The organism is Beduini sp., assembly GCF_047239305.1.
Lineage (GTDB): Bacteria > Bacillota_I > Bacilli_A > Erysipelotrichales > Coprobacillaceae > Beduini.
On the sequence record NZ_JBKTEM010000002.1, the window covers coordinates 315,941 to 329,784 of the forward strand.

Genomic DNA, 13,844 nt, shown 5'->3' on the forward strand with positions numbered 1-13,844 from the left:
TTTTCTTTCTTATAGGAGAATGGAATGAAAAAGAAGAGTTTTATTATCGTATGTATAGGGCTAGTGATCATTATCGCCAGTGGACTTTACTTAAATAGAAAAGATCGTTCATCATCTCATCTCTTTTTTAAAGGAGATACAAGCAAGGTTTTACCTCAAGATCAAGATAGAAAAAATACTTATATCATAGGCGTCTCACAGCTGCCCATGACCATGCAGCCTTACTTACAGCTCACAGAAGGATCACGTGTTGTAAATGACTTGGTATTTCCTTCACTTGCGAAAAAAACAAAGGGAGATTATCAGTACCAATTAGCTAAAAGCATTGTCTTTCAAGAGGATACCCATAGTGCTAGAATAAAGATGGATTCTAACTCCTTTTTTAGTGATGGCTGTAAAATGACAGTTGAAGATGTTATTTACTCTTTTATGTTTTTTAATCATTCAAGCATTGCCTATGATAATAAAGCGATTTATACCTGCATTAAAGGCATGAGTGAATATCAAATGGGGTCTAGTGATGTGATTAGCGGTATTACTAAGATTTCTGATCAAGAGATACAAATTGATTTTATAAAAAAATCATGGGAGATGTTTCAAGCTTTTGAGTTGCCGATCCTGCACCCACAAGATCATGACTATTCTGTTTTTGACATGAGGAAAACGCAATTAGGCAGTGGGGCTTATAAGCTTGATAAACATACTCTTTATCAGGAGATAGAATTAATTAAAAATAATTACAGTCATCAAAGCGCACCTTATAAAACGATAAAAGTAGTGCCAGCTGATCTCAATCAGCTTGAATCACAAAACTTGGATACAATGATCATCAATCAAACTCAATTAGAGGAGATAAAGAATTTAGGCAGTTATCAAATATCTCAGCAGGGAATGAAAGATCAGGATTTTATATTGTTTAATCTCAATAATGAAGAGATAGCAGATGTACAGAAACGTCGTGAAATGGCGGAATCTATTGATACCAAGGTATTATTTAAAGAGGCATACGAAACAGGACAGCAGTCTGTCGGACTTTTATCCGGTGATAAAGAAGCACCGAATTATCTCTCTTTGATGAAGTCGAAGAAACACAGTTTAAATAAAAGTATTATCTTTCAATTTAGCTATGAGGGAACACAGCAAAGTCTTTACGAAGCATTAACTAAACAGCTTGCAAATGTGGGGGTAAATGTTGAAGGAAGAAAGAAACCGATCAATACGTCTACTGTTGAAGAAACCGATGTTTCTCTCTATTATTACAGTGGTCAAATAGATACCTTATTGGACAATTGGGATTTAAGTGAATTCTACTTTCAATTAGATGGAAAGTCTTTGCTTGAAGCAGGGGATTTGCTTGAAAGGTATTTGACTGAACAAACTTATGCTATTCCTTTGCATTATGAAAATTACTATATTGCTCATCTATGCGATAAAAAAGATCTTGGTCTATTGAATGATATTTATTAGGGTATAAGAAAACAGTCCTTTTATGAGGGCTGTTTTTGTTTGCTTGTATTTCCTAAGAATATATCTAAGATTGCTTTTCCGTATTTTTGGACTTTTACTTCTCCAAAGCCGGGAGTTTCCTTTATTTCTTCTAATGTTGTAGGGTGCTTTTCAATCAGCGCGTCTAAAGTTTTATTATTAAAAACGATATATGCAGCAATATTCTCAGCTTTAGCCGTTTCATATCTAAACTCTTTTAATTTTTGATAGAGTGTATCTTTATCTAATCTTTCAGGTTCTTCTATTATATACGGATTATACTTTTTTAAATAATCTGTAATATTGGTCTGATTACAGGCTAAGAATGATTCCGCCCATTGCCGAGTGAGCTTATCAGAAGACGGGGAAATCTTGGAAGCATTGTATTCCGTTTTCATATATTCGATCAGCTGATCCGCGCGGATTATTTTAGATTTGATGTTTTTAGGTGCATAGCGAGTGTTTAATATCGTTTTAGAATTGGCAATGACAATGATGGGTTTATAAGTAATGTCGAATGCGTTGTTTATAAGGATTTTCTTGATCGTTCCCGCTTGATTCAATCTTATTTTCTTGATAACCTGCAGATGTCTTTCATTTTGAGTAATGGGTGAATAGACTCCTTCAGAAATATAACGGCTGCCAAAATAGACTTTTCTGCTAAAGCTGCCGTCATTATTTACGGTGATGTTGCCGTATAAATTTTTACATTCAATAACAAAGCATAGCTTGGGCGTAAATACAAGAAAATCGATTTGAGCGGTAAAACCATCAATTTCAAAATAAACATCATGTAAAATATATAGGGGCATATGACTGTTTTGCAGTTCATAGATAATCGAATTTTCACCTAGCAGACCATACTCTAACAATTTAATATCCTTTTTTACTTTTTCTCTTCCAACTTCATTTAATTTAGGCTCTAATTCTTTGAGCTGATCGATCTGTTCCTGTAATGAAGAAGACTTATTTAGAAAAATGGGTTCCTTATACTGACTAAAAATACTCATACGTTTCTCCTTTTATGTAAACAGTATATCATAATTGGTATAGTCATTTCATTATCTAATAGAGAACTTTGTCTAAAAAGTAAAGAAAAAGCCTCATGAAAGAGGCAATTAATTATAAATTCTCTAATTGTTCAAGCCATAAGCGATAGCTGGCATCACTTGGCATACGTAAATCTCCGCGCGGAGATAAAGCCACACTTCCGACCTTCGGACCATCCGGAATGCAGCTGCGTTTAAATTGCTGAGTGATAAAGCGGCGATAGAATGTTTTTAGCCATTTTAAAATCACTGCTTTGTCATATTGGGTTTTAAATGCCATTTCCGCAATACGCAAAACTTTGCTTGGTTCATAGCCGAATCGAACAACATGATATAAGAAAAAGTCATGCAGTTCGTAAGGACCTACGATATCCTCGGTTTTTTGTGTGATTTCGTTATCCGCGGCCGGTAGAAGCTCGGGAGAAACTGGAGTATCTAATACATCACGCAGGAGTGTTTCTAATCGCTGTCCCTTATATTGACTGGCAACATAATCCACTAAATAGCGAACTAATGTTTTGGGCACAGAAGCATTGACCCCGTACATTGACATATGATCCCCATTATAGGTAGACCAGCCTAAAGCAACTTCAGAAAGGTCACCGGTACCTACGACAATGCCACCGATCTGGTTGGAAAGATCCATCAAGACCTGTGTTCTTTCCCTTGCCTGGACATTTTCATAAGTGACATCATGAACATTTTCATCGTGATCTATATCTTTAAAATGCAGCAGTACTGCCTCTTTAATCGGAATCGTCTTGCTGGTTACCCCTAATTCTTCCATTAAGCCTAAGGCATTGTTTAAGGTTCTCGAAGTGGTTCCAAAGCAAGGCATGGTAATAGCGTAAATATTCTCGCTTGGCAAACCTAACTTCTTAAACGTCATATGAGTCACCAGCAAAGCTAAAGTAGAATCCAGTCCACCAGAAATACCGATAACGGCTTTTTTAGTATGGGTGGCTTCTAATCTTTGTTTAAGTCCCATGATTTGAATATTAAATACTTCTTCACAGCGTATTTGTCTTTGCTGAGGATCGCTGGGAACAAACGGTGTTGGATCATAGCGGCGATCAATCTTAAATTCTTTAATCGGCATATTGAAATAAACACGGTCATACTCGTCATTCGTTTTAAACGTTGTCATCTTTCTTCTTTCTGCCGTTAATCTTGAAACATCAATATCTGCATAAATAATTCCTACAGAGTAGCAGTCCGATTCATTTAGAATCGTTCCATTTTCGCCAATGATATTATGTCCGCTGAAAACAACATCAGTCGTTGATTCCCCGGCTCCGGCATTGGCATAAATATAAGCAGTGACCAAACGGGCAGATTGAGACTGAACAAGTAAACGACGGTAATCGCTTTTTCCGGTTAATTCATTGCTGGCTGAAGCGTTGGCTATGATCGTAGCTCCGGCAAGTGCATGATCGCTGCTGGGGGGATTGGGTGCCCACAGGTCTTCACAGATTTCAACTCCGACACTCATTGCCGGCATTTGACTGTTTTCAAACAGAATATGACTGCCAAAAGGCACGATTTGATCATCGAAGATCACTTCGGTGAGAATCTCTCTCCCAGATTCAAAATGTCTAGCTTCATAAAATTCACTATAGTTAGGAATATGCGTTTTAGGCACCAGTCCTAGTAGCTGTCCTTCATAAATAACAGCCGCCACATTATATAATTTATGATTTAAAACATAAGGTAAGCCCACAATAGTCATCATCTCTAATGATTCCGATGCTGCTATAATATTTTTTAACTGCTGCAAGGCTTCGTTTAAAAGACGATCCTGAAAAAATAAATCCTCACAAGTATATCCGGTAATGGCAAGCTCCGGAAATACTAAAATTTTAGTTTGATTCTTTTGTGCTGTTTTCATCATTTTAATGATCTGTTCTGTATTGGAAATGCAGTCTGCGATCTTTGTCTGAATGGAAGCGGCACCTACACGAATAAAGCCATCTTTCATAATATGTATCCTCCTTATTCATCTCTATTATTATAGCAAATTTTTGACTTTATGCTATGAATTAAAAAAGAATATCATTCTATTATAAAATAGAGTAGAAAAGGCAATCAATTTATCAATCATATTAATGGAAAAAAACAAAGCAAACGACTATAATCATTAATGGAAACGGGGGATGTATAAATGAATTGCTTGAAATTAAAAGATAATTTTTATTGGATCGGTATCCAAGATGCACAGCTAAGAGTGTTTGACATTATCATGGAAACAAAATTCGGAACGACTTATAACTCATATTTATTAAAAACGAATGAGGGAGTAGTTCTATTTGAAACAGCTAAAGCTAAGTTTTTTGATGATTATTTAGAAAAAATCCAAGAATACTGCAATATAGAAGAGATCAGCTATATCATTGTGGAACATACTGAACCGGATCACAGCGGTTCAATCGAAAGGCTTTTAGAATTAAATCCTAATATTACGATCGTATCAACGATGATTGCTGCAAATTATTTAAAGGAAATCACAAATAAAGAATTTAATTCTAAGATCGTTAAAGACAATGAAGAAATGACAATCGGAGAATATTCATTTAAATTTTTGTCGGTCCCGAATCTGCACTGGCCGGATACGATGTATACATACATTAAGGAACTAAACACACTAGTAACGTGTGACTCTTTTGGAGCTCATTATGCGCATGATGGGATTCTTCTTTCAACAGTGGAAAACAAAGCGGATTATCAGGAAGCTTTGGATTATTACTTTAATATGATTTTAGGACCGTTTAAACCGTTTATGCTGAAAGCATTGAAAAAGATTGAAGGGTTAACGATAGATATGATTGCACCGGGACATGGACCTGTGTTAGATCAGGAGATTACAGAGATTCAGGAGCATTATTATAAGCTTTGCCAGCCTAAACCGAACCATCAGCCTAAAGTCGTCATTCCGTTTGTTTCAGCTTATGGCTATACACAGACCATGGCAGAAACGATTGCAGAAGTATTGAAAGATAATGGTATTGAAGTAGCAATCTATGATTTGACAGAGGCAGACCGTGATCATGTGATTACTAAAATGAAACAGGCAGATGGCATTATGTATGGCTGCCCAACCTTGCTGAACGATGCCTTGCCGCCGATTTATGATGTAATGAACAGTATCATAACGGCGTATGATGGGGTAAAAGTTGTTTCCGCTTTTGGTGATTATGGCTGGACAGGAGAAGCAGTAGGCAATATGATGACACGTTTAAAACAGCAGAAACATAAAATTGTGGATGAAGGCTATCGTGTTAAATTCAAGCCAAGTGATAAGCAGATTGAAGAGATTAAGGCATATGCTTTAAATTTTGCGGAACATCTCAAATAGCGGGAGTTGTCTAATTTTGAAAAAATGAATCGGTAAAATGATAAATGCGCTAATATAATGATATTGATTCATTATATTAGGAGGAATTTATGGGCAGAACAGAACAAAGAAGACAATACCAAAGCATTATCCGTTATCAGTTGAATACAAAAGAGCCTAAAACAACGATTGAATACTATGAAAAACTGTATAAAGATGGTTATCATGAAGAACGAATTGTACAGCTAATGGCTTATGTATTAGAAACCTATACGAAAGCGATTATCGGATCGAACCAGCCATTTAGTGAGTTTGAATGGAAATCTTATTTAAACGATGTCCATTATACTTTGCCTAATGAAGAAGCTGAATCGTTTGATGAACGTGATGCAAGAAACAACAGTAAACGAATAAAAAAAGATTATGGCGATCTACGAAAAAATGAACGCCAGTATTTAGATGAATTGATTGCGATTGAAGAATCCTTATATATGGCATATTTGCTTTTTGATATTAATGAAAATGACGCAAAAAAGATTCTTCATGTTGTTATTCAAACCATCTTTGATGAAATCGATCAAGAGGTTCATAATTTTGAAGACTATGTTGAGGAGGATCTGCATTTCTTGGCTAAGAATATCTTGTATTGCAGTGATCCGTATCTCAATCCGGCATTGAAGGAATTCATTGATCGAATAATAGAAGTAAAACCGGAAAACAATGAATGTTTATTTAAACCTTTGCTGCTGTGTTTAAACCGTATTCTTGAAAAGATAAGTCAATCAAGTAAATCAAGAGGTTATTTTAATATTGTTAAAACTTATGTGGGAGCTGACTTTTCTAAGGAACCGAAATGGTTTTACAATGAAAGAACTCTTGCTGGAATCAATGAATAAATAGAAAGAAGCATCGTATTGTGAGGTGCTTCTTTTTTTGATGGTTTTCAAAACCTGAAAAATATATCGGTATACTAATTAGGTATGGTATTGTAAAAAAGATATATTTTAAGGAGGGAAATCATGTCGAATAATAGAAAATTAACAAATGACCTTACAGAGGGGCATGTCGGTAAAAAACTGTTAGTTTTTGCTTTGCCTTTTATGTTATCTAATGCTTTGCAGATGATTTATAATATGGTTGATATGGTTGTTGTAGGTAAATTTGTAGGGAGTTCAGGACTTTCAGCTGTCTCTATTTCGGCTCAGATTGTGATGCTGATGACAACGTTATGCATGGGGTTTTCGACTAGCGGACAGGTGTATATATCACAGCTGACCGGTGCCGGTAATAAAGAAGGAATTAAAAAAGCGGTTGGAACATTGTTTTCTACTTTAATGATCGGGGCAGTGATCATGAGTATCATCGGAATCGTTGGCTCAAATACTTTTCTGCATCTTTTAAATACACCATCAGAATCGATTGCTCAGGCTAATATTTATATGTATATTTGCAGCGGCGGGATTATTTTTACCTTTGGCTACAACATGGTATCGGCAGTATTAAGAGGTATGGGGGATTCTAAACGTCCTTTCATGTTCGTGGCGATAGCGTCTGTCATCAACCTTGTTCTTGATTTGCTTTTTGTCGGACCGCTTAAAATGGGAGTAGCCGGTGCAGCCTTAGCAACGATCATCGGTCAGGCGGTTTCATTTTTATGGGCATTGTATTTCTTATATAAAAATAAAGCTTCATTTTCTTTAGACTTTAAGAAAGAAAGCTTTAAAATAGATCGTCCTACTTTAAAAGTGTTAGTTAAATTAGGGGTTCCCTTCGCATTGCAGTCAAGTGCGATCTCATTATCCATGGTATTTGTAAGCGGACTGGTCAATACATTTGGTGTTTTTGCTTCAGCCACTTTCGGAGTCGGAACGAAAGTTTCGCAAATTCCTGGGATCATGGGACAGTCGATCGGAATGGCGGTATCTTCAATGGTTGGACAGAATATGGGAGCAGGAAAACCGGAACGTGCTAAACACACGGTACATGTAGGACTGATGTTTACGACTTGCATTTATACATTGATGGGAATTGTCTTCTTCCTTTTCCCAAGTCAAATCTTTTCAATCTTTACAAATGAACAGGAAGTTATTGACTTATCAAGAATGTTTGTAACATCGATGCTTTTAGGCTTTCCGGCAATGGCATTTATGTCACCAATCAACGCTTTTATTCAGGGAATCGGTTTTGCTGCATTCTCTTTTGTAACGGCTTTATTGGATGGTATCGTGATTCGTATTACACTAAGCTGGTTTTTGGGAATCTTCCTAAATCTGGGATTATTTGGCTTTTTCCTAGGATATTCTCTAGCTGCTTATGGAACAACAATTCCTGCTGCCGTTTACTTTTTTAGCGGGATGTGGCGTAAACGTAAAATGCTGACTCAATCATAGCGTAGAAATACGCTTTTTTTGTATTATTGCTCCATTTTTTAATGGTTTGTGATATGATTAAACACATGAAGGGGGGAGAATTGAATGACATATGAAGATTTAAAACCACATATATTGAGATGTCAGGCATTGAATGCCGCATTGACATTGTTTGCATGGGATCAGGATACAGAGGCACCGAGCCAATCGGTGGATAACACGGCTAAATTTGTCGGGGTACTGACCAATGATTATTTTGAGGCTGTGACTAATCCTGAAGTAAAAAGGATATTATTGGATTTATCACAGCAGGATCTGCCGTTAACACAAAAAACAGTTGTGAAAAAATGGCTGAAAGACCTTAAGCAGCTTGAAAAAATTCCGGCAGAAGAGTATCAGGCTCATCAGGAATTAATCATGAAGGCTCAACGTGTCTGGCAGCAGGCGAAGGTTACAAATGATTATCCGCTGTTCAAACCTTATTTAAAAAAGATCGTGGAAGATCAAAAACGCTTCGCAAAATATCGTCAGGAAGACGAAGCCTGTTTATATGATGTCCTGCTGGACGATTTTGAACCGGGATTTACTACAAAGGAATTAGATGAATTCTTTGCTTTGCTGAGAAAAGAGATAGTACCATTATTAAAAAGAATTCAGGCATCACCCAAAAAGATTGATAAATCGTTCATGACTCGTGAATATCCGATTGATTTGCAAAAGACATTTAATTTACAGCTGGCTAAATATATTGGATTTGATTTTGATAGGGGAGTGATTAAGGAAAGTGAACATCCGTTTACTACGAATTTCCATAATCATGATGTCCGTTTGACGACACATTATTATTTGAATAATTTAGAAAGTGCCATTTTTTCCACAATTCATGAAACCGGGCATGCCACTTATGAATTCAATATTGCCGATGACATCACCTTAACACCGGCGAATCAAGTGTCAATGGGGAGACACGAGTCACAGTCACGATTTTATGAAAATGTGATTGGACGCAGCGAGAACTTCTGGAAGCCTCTATATCCTAAATTGAAAGGATTATTTCCTAAGCAGTTGGATGATATTACTTTCGATCATTTTATGGAAGCAATCAATAAAGCTGAAGCCAGTTTGATTCGTACGGAAGCGGATGAATTAACGTATTCACTGCATATCATGATCCGTTATGAAATAGAAAAGAAATTGTTCAGTGAAGAAATTGACTATGATGCTTTACCGGCATTATGGAATCAGATGTATCAGGAATACTTAGGCGTTACACCGCCAAACGATACAGCCGGTATTTTGCAGGATGTTCACTGGGCTGGGGGAATGTTGGGATATTTTCCAAGTTATGCTTTAGGAAGTGCGATCGCCAGCCAGATTTATGCTTATATGCAGAAAAATACAGCGATTGATCAATGGATCAGCGAAGGTGATTTCGCTTCAATCAAAGCTTATTTGAAAGAACATATCCATCAGTATGGGGCTATTTATGATACGAATGAACTTTTAATGATGTTAACAAAAGAGAAATTCAATGCTCATTACTATGTAGATTATTTAAAAGATAAATTTATGGCACTTTATCAATTAAAGGATTGTCAAAATTAGGGTTGTGCGTTATATTTTAATTAAGGAGGGAGAATTCAATGAAACGCTACTATTATAAGTTTAATGAAAAAGAAATGGAGCAGTTAAAACAGGATTTAAGATTCTATGCTGAGATTAAGGGATATGAGTTCCAAAGTGAAGAAGATGGGGCTCGTTATGCCTGCCAAATCAGAAGAAGCAAAACAGCGACGAAATCTTGTACTGTTATCTTTAGGCATAATGTTTCAACACGTTTAACCATTCAAATGGGGATGATTGATTGGATTAACGGTTCTTTAATGGATGCCTTTTATCCGGAATTGGAAAAAAACATTGTGGATTCTACACCTGTCCCACTCTTAGAGCATAAAGAAAAAGAAATGCGACATGATGTAAAACTGTTAATCAAAGTAAGATTGGGGAACTATTTTGATCATAAGGATCAGGTAAAATAAAAAGTCGGGGAAACCGACTTTTTATATGAAAGGAAGCATTATGGAATATACAATCGATTCAGCAGTAAAAACAGCACATTCTATGTATGTTTATGAATCATCAGAAAAAGCAGATGAGAAGGAAATGGATTATCCTTTTGATGGTATCTGGTTTAGTATGTATGATGTCTGTAAACTTTATCATGATGGGATTATTGAAGATGTTGAAAAGGAAGAATTTGAGGAAGCAAAACAGTTTTTAAAGGACACACAGTTTCTAACACAAGATTATCAAGATAAGGTATTTGAGTTCTAGCTTAAATATCTTTTTTATTACTGAGTACCAATACGCCATAGATAAATGGAAGCAATGGATGCATAAGGGTGATAATATTGAATGATCTTATCAAATTCTTTTTTAGTTAGTCTTTCCGTTTGATAAACTCTGCACATTCCTTTGCGAATAGCGATATCTTCATAGCTGATAATATCCATACGCAGCAGCCCATGAAGTAAAATCATCTTGGCGCTCCAAGGACCGATGCCCTTTTCTTGACATAGATAATCGATTGCTTCTTGATCGTTCATCGTATATAAAGTATCTAAACAAAAGTGGTGAGTAATGATTTTATGGCTTAATAGATGAATAGTCTCTGCTTTTTTATAGGTTAAGCCACAGCTTTTAATTTCCTCAACGGTTTTATTTGCGAGGTTGGCAGGTGTTATATCGCCTAAATTATCCTGCATTTTCTGCCATATCTTTTTTGTGGCGGCCGTCGAAATGAGCTGAGCGGCAATGGTGTGAATCATCGCAGTATAAGGATCAGGGAAAACAATCCTTGAAAGAGGACCGATCTGATCAATGTACTTCCCTAATTGGGGAGCATTGCTTTTTAATTGCTCAACTTGCTGGAGCGTATAAGGAAAATAACTGGGGTTAACGGTATTCACGCTCTAAAGTGAGAAGTGCTTTTTTTATAGGCAATCCACCGCCGTAGCCTACTAATTGTCCGTTTGCTCCAATCACACGATGGCAAGGAATAACGATGATGATCGGATTTTTATTATTAGCACCTCCGACTGCTCGGCAGGCTTTTTCATTTCCGATTGCTTGTGCCAGCTGCTTATAAGACCACGTTTCTCCATAAGGAATAGTCTGCAAAACTTCCCAGCATCGTTTCTGAAAGTCCGTGCCTTTTGGACTTAACGGAAGCTCAAAATTTTTTCTTTTCCCCTCAAAATATTCGGATAGCTGTAAGCTGGCTTTTTTAATAAGGGGTGTTTCTATTAATTGATATTCTTCTTTATCAAATCCATCATGAATGGAAATTTGGGTAATTGCCTCTGTGTTATCTGCAATCGCCAGTCTTCCTATAGGAAAATCATAATAATATACATGATTCATATGTTTCACCTCACTACTACTATACCACAGTTTTTTAAAGATCCCTTTAAGTGAATACATTCTCTGCATATTTTTAACCATTTCAGCAATAATGAAGGTATAAGAAAGAGGAGGTCATTCATAGTGAGACTTAAAGATAAAGTGGTTTTAGTCACAGCATCGACACGTGGAATCGGGTTAGCAATTGTCGAGGCCTGTGCGAAAGAAGGGGCTATTGTCTACATGGGAGCCCGAAACATGGAACGGGCAAAAGAACGGGCAGACGAATTTAATGCTCGGGGTTATCAGGTACGAACGGTTTATAATGATGCGAGCGTTTTAGAAAGCTATAAGCAAATGATAGAATCGGTAATCAAGCAATCCGGTCATATTGATGTTTTAGTCAACAACTTTGGAACATCTGATCCAAAAACCGATCTTGATATTGAGCATACCGAATATCATCATTTTATCGATACGATCCAAATGAATCTCGCAAGTGTCTTTTTGCCTGTGCAAGCAGTCATTCCTTATATGCGGGAAAACAAGGGCGGAAGTATCATCAATATTTCTTCTGTCGGTGGAATGATTCCCGATATTTCAAGAATCGGCTATGCCATTTCCAAGGATGCCATTAACTATCTGACTAAAAATATTGCGGTACAAACGGCAAGAGATCAGATTCGCTGTAATGCAGTCATGCCGGGAATGACGGCAACTGAGGCAGTGACAGATAATATGAGTGAGGGCTTTACTCAGTTTTTCTTAAAGCACAGTCCTATTCCAAGAATGGCAAAACCGCAAGAAATAGCACATGCAGTCGTTTATTTTGCCAGTGATGAATCCAAGTTTACAACCGGACAGATTTTAGCCGTTTCAGGAGGATTTGGACTGGCTACCCCATTATATGGAGATATGATCGATCTAAGCAATAAGCATTAACCACTTTTACAGTGGTTTTTATTTTAATAAATAATGTAAAATATACTTTACAAAAAATGTAAAGTAAACTATACTATTTATAAGGGACAGGAGGGCTGTCATTGAAAACAAAAATTAAAGAATTAAGAAAAGCAAGGCGAATATCCCAAGATGAATTAGCCTTAGCTGTAGGTGTTACGCGGCAAACAATTATATCTTTAGAAAAAGAAAAATATCTTGCTTCTCTTCCGCTAGCTTATCGAATTTCACACTATTTTGGCTTAACGATAGAAGAAGTATTTGATTTTTCAGAACTGGAGGAGTTTTAAATGAAGAATTTTAAAGCAGAAGTACGTAAGCGTATTTTATTGAGAAGGTTTCTGCTAGTGGGGATTATTGTCATTGATATTTTACTTAATGTATTTAGAGATCGATTTACGAATATTCCCGATTTTGCCTTCGGCTATCAAATAGGAGTACTGATCGGTCTTATTATCCTGCTATCTATTAATCTGTATATGTATGAACATGCTTATCGCAATGAGGATCGCTTGAAGCTGCTGTATATCAAGGAGCATGATGAAAGAAAAGTGTTAATTAAAAGCAAAATGGCAATGGGAACACTGTTTATCAGCATCGGACTTTTAGGCGTTGCGACATTGATTGCTGTTTATATCAATCAAACTGTTGCATTGACGCTGATCAGTGTCATTTATGGCATGGGTATTATCTTAGGTATATTAAAGGTGTATTTTGCTAAAAAATATTAGAAAGAAGGAATTACTATGTGCAGAAGAAGAGGTAAAGAAGCAAACTATTTTATCGGTTTTGGTTTATTAATGAACTCATTTTGTATTTTGTGTAGGGATCATATTCCTCATTTTATCGCTATTGTGTTGTATATTGTCGCAATCGGTTTGATGTTGACTGGGATAGTTAAAGAGAGAAAGCACAGGGATTGTTTATAAAGATAATCGGTGGTATACTCAAAGCTAAGGAGGATGCCTATGAGACTATTCAGTAAGAAAAAAACAGTGGATTTGGATGAGGTGTTTAAGGAAAAATATAAAGCATTAAATGGTATTATGCAGTCTGCTCATGAGGAATTAGATTATACAATCAAGGCTGCTTCCATGGAACTGGCGATTGAAAAATATGATCTGTTATTAGATTTAATTGATCAAGGTGCAAATTTTGATCGTGAACATTTTAAAAAATTAAAAGAGGATGCGGTTAAGGAATTAAACCTAATCAAAGGCTTGGAGTAAGAGGTGTGAAAGATCACTT

At 36.4% G+C, this 13,844-nt stretch carries 16 protein-coding genes; 12 read left to right on the plus strand and 4 right to left on the minus strand.

The genetic code is table 11. The features are described from left to right. Nucleotides 1-24: 24 nt before the first annotated feature. Nucleotides 25-1,467 carry an ABC transporter substrate-binding protein gene (locus tag ACLRVU_RS05205; protein ID WP_412890988.1) on the plus strand — a complete coding sequence of 481 codons (1,443 nt, stop codon included), beginning with the start codon at nt 25-27 and terminating at the stop codon, nt 1,465-1,467. 20 nt (nt 1,468-1,487) lie between these two features. Here the strand turns inward: ACLRVU_RS05205 and ACLRVU_RS05210 are convergent, their stop codons facing one another. Further along, nucleotides 1,488-2,495, minus strand: a complete 1,008-nt coding sequence (locus tag ACLRVU_RS05210) for an HRDC domain-containing protein (protein WP_412890989.1) — start codon at nt 2,493-2,495, stop codon at nt 1,488-1,490. Between the two features lie 112 nt (nt 2,496-2,607). After that, on the minus strand, nt 2,608-4,512 hold the full coding sequence (locus tag ACLRVU_RS05215; protein WP_412890990.1) for an NAD(+) synthase: 1,905 nt from the start codon (nt 4,510-4,512) through the stop codon (nt 2,608-2,610). Nucleotides 4,513-4,695: 183 nt separating this feature from the next. Between ACLRVU_RS05215 and ACLRVU_RS05220 the strand changes: the two genes are divergently transcribed. From ACLRVU_RS05220 to ACLRVU_RS05245, 6 genes are all read left to right on the plus strand, one after another. Further along, nucleotides 4,696-5,886: an FprA family A-type flavoprotein gene (locus ACLRVU_RS05220; protein ID WP_412890991.1), complete on the plus strand. Its 1,191-nt coding sequence runs from the start codon at nt 4,696-4,698 to the stop codon at nt 5,884-5,886. An 89-nt stretch (nt 5,887-5,975) separates the two neighbouring features. Further along, the gene (locus ACLRVU_RS05225) at nt 5,976-6,761 is read left to right on the plus strand and encodes a hypothetical protein (RefSeq protein WP_412890992.1); all 786 of its coding nucleotides are present in this window, start codon (nt 5,976-5,978) and stop codon (nt 6,759-6,761) included. A 123-nt stretch (nt 6,762-6,884) separates the two neighbouring features. Continuing rightward, on the plus strand, nt 6,885-8,255 hold the full coding sequence (locus tag ACLRVU_RS05230) for an MATE family efflux transporter (protein ID WP_412890993.1): 1,371 nt from the start codon (nt 6,885-6,887) through the stop codon (nt 8,253-8,255). An 84-nt stretch (nt 8,256-8,339) separates the two neighbouring features. Beyond that, on the plus strand, nt 8,340-9,839 hold the full coding sequence (locus ACLRVU_RS05235) for a carboxypeptidase M32 (RefSeq protein WP_412890994.1): 1,500 nt from the start codon (nt 8,340-8,342) through the stop codon (nt 9,837-9,839). Between the two features lie 38 nt (nt 9,840-9,877). After that, nucleotides 9,878-10,273 (plus strand): hypothetical protein, encoded by a 396-nt coding sequence (locus tag ACLRVU_RS05240; RefSeq protein WP_041140050.1) that lies wholly within the window; start codon nt 9,878-9,880, stop codon nt 10,271-10,273. Between the two features lie 40 nt (nt 10,274-10,313). Then, on the plus strand, nt 10,314-10,568 hold the full coding sequence (locus ACLRVU_RS05245) for a hypothetical protein (RefSeq protein ID WP_412890995.1): 255 nt from the start codon (nt 10,314-10,316) through the stop codon (nt 10,566-10,568). Nucleotides 10,569-10,585: 17 nt separating this feature from the next. Here the strand turns inward: ACLRVU_RS05245 and ACLRVU_RS05250 are convergent, their stop codons facing one another. Together ACLRVU_RS05250 and ACLRVU_RS05255 are read right to left on the minus strand one after the other, a co-directional pair. After that, a complete protein-coding gene (locus ACLRVU_RS05250; RefSeq protein ID WP_412890996.1) occupies nt 10,586-11,203 on the minus strand; it encodes a DNA-3-methyladenine glycosylase family protein in 618 nt (205 codons plus the stop codon). Then, nucleotides 11,190-11,657, minus strand: a complete 468-nt coding sequence (locus tag ACLRVU_RS05255) for a methylated-DNA--[protein]-cysteine S-methyltransferase (RefSeq protein WP_412890997.1) — start codon at nt 11,655-11,657, stop codon at nt 11,190-11,192. The genes ACLRVU_RS05250 and ACLRVU_RS05255 overlap by 14 nt, the downstream gene beginning before the upstream one ends. Before the next feature lie 123 nt (nt 11,658-11,780). Between ACLRVU_RS05255 and ACLRVU_RS05260 the strand changes: the two genes are divergently transcribed. From ACLRVU_RS05260 to ACLRVU_RS05280, 5 genes are all read left to right on the plus strand, one after another. Continuing rightward, nucleotides 11,781-12,578 (plus strand): SDR family NAD(P)-dependent oxidoreductase, encoded by a 798-nt coding sequence (locus tag ACLRVU_RS05260; protein WP_412890998.1) that lies wholly within the window; start codon nt 11,781-11,783, stop codon nt 12,576-12,578. 95 nt (nt 12,579-12,673) lie between these two features. Then, complete coding sequence (locus tag ACLRVU_RS05265) at nt 12,674-12,886, plus strand: helix-turn-helix transcriptional regulator (protein WP_412096818.1); 213 nt, start codon at nt 12,674-12,676, stop codon at nt 12,884-12,886. Beyond that, entirely contained in the window at nt 12,887-13,327 is a 441-nt protein-coding gene (locus ACLRVU_RS05270; RefSeq protein ID WP_412890999.1) for a hypothetical protein, read from the plus strand. Nucleotides 13,328-13,342: 15 nt separating this feature from the next. Further along, nucleotides 13,343-13,525 carry a hypothetical protein gene (locus ACLRVU_RS05275; protein ID WP_412891000.1) on the plus strand — a complete coding sequence of 61 codons (183 nt, stop codon included), beginning with the start codon at nt 13,343-13,345 and terminating at the stop codon, nt 13,523-13,525. Between the two features lie 39 nt (nt 13,526-13,564). Continuing rightward, nucleotides 13,565-13,825: a hypothetical protein gene (locus ACLRVU_RS05280; protein ID WP_412891001.1), complete on the plus strand. Its 261-nt coding sequence runs from the start codon at nt 13,565-13,567 to the stop codon at nt 13,823-13,825. Nucleotides 13,826-13,844 lie beyond the last annotated feature (19 nt).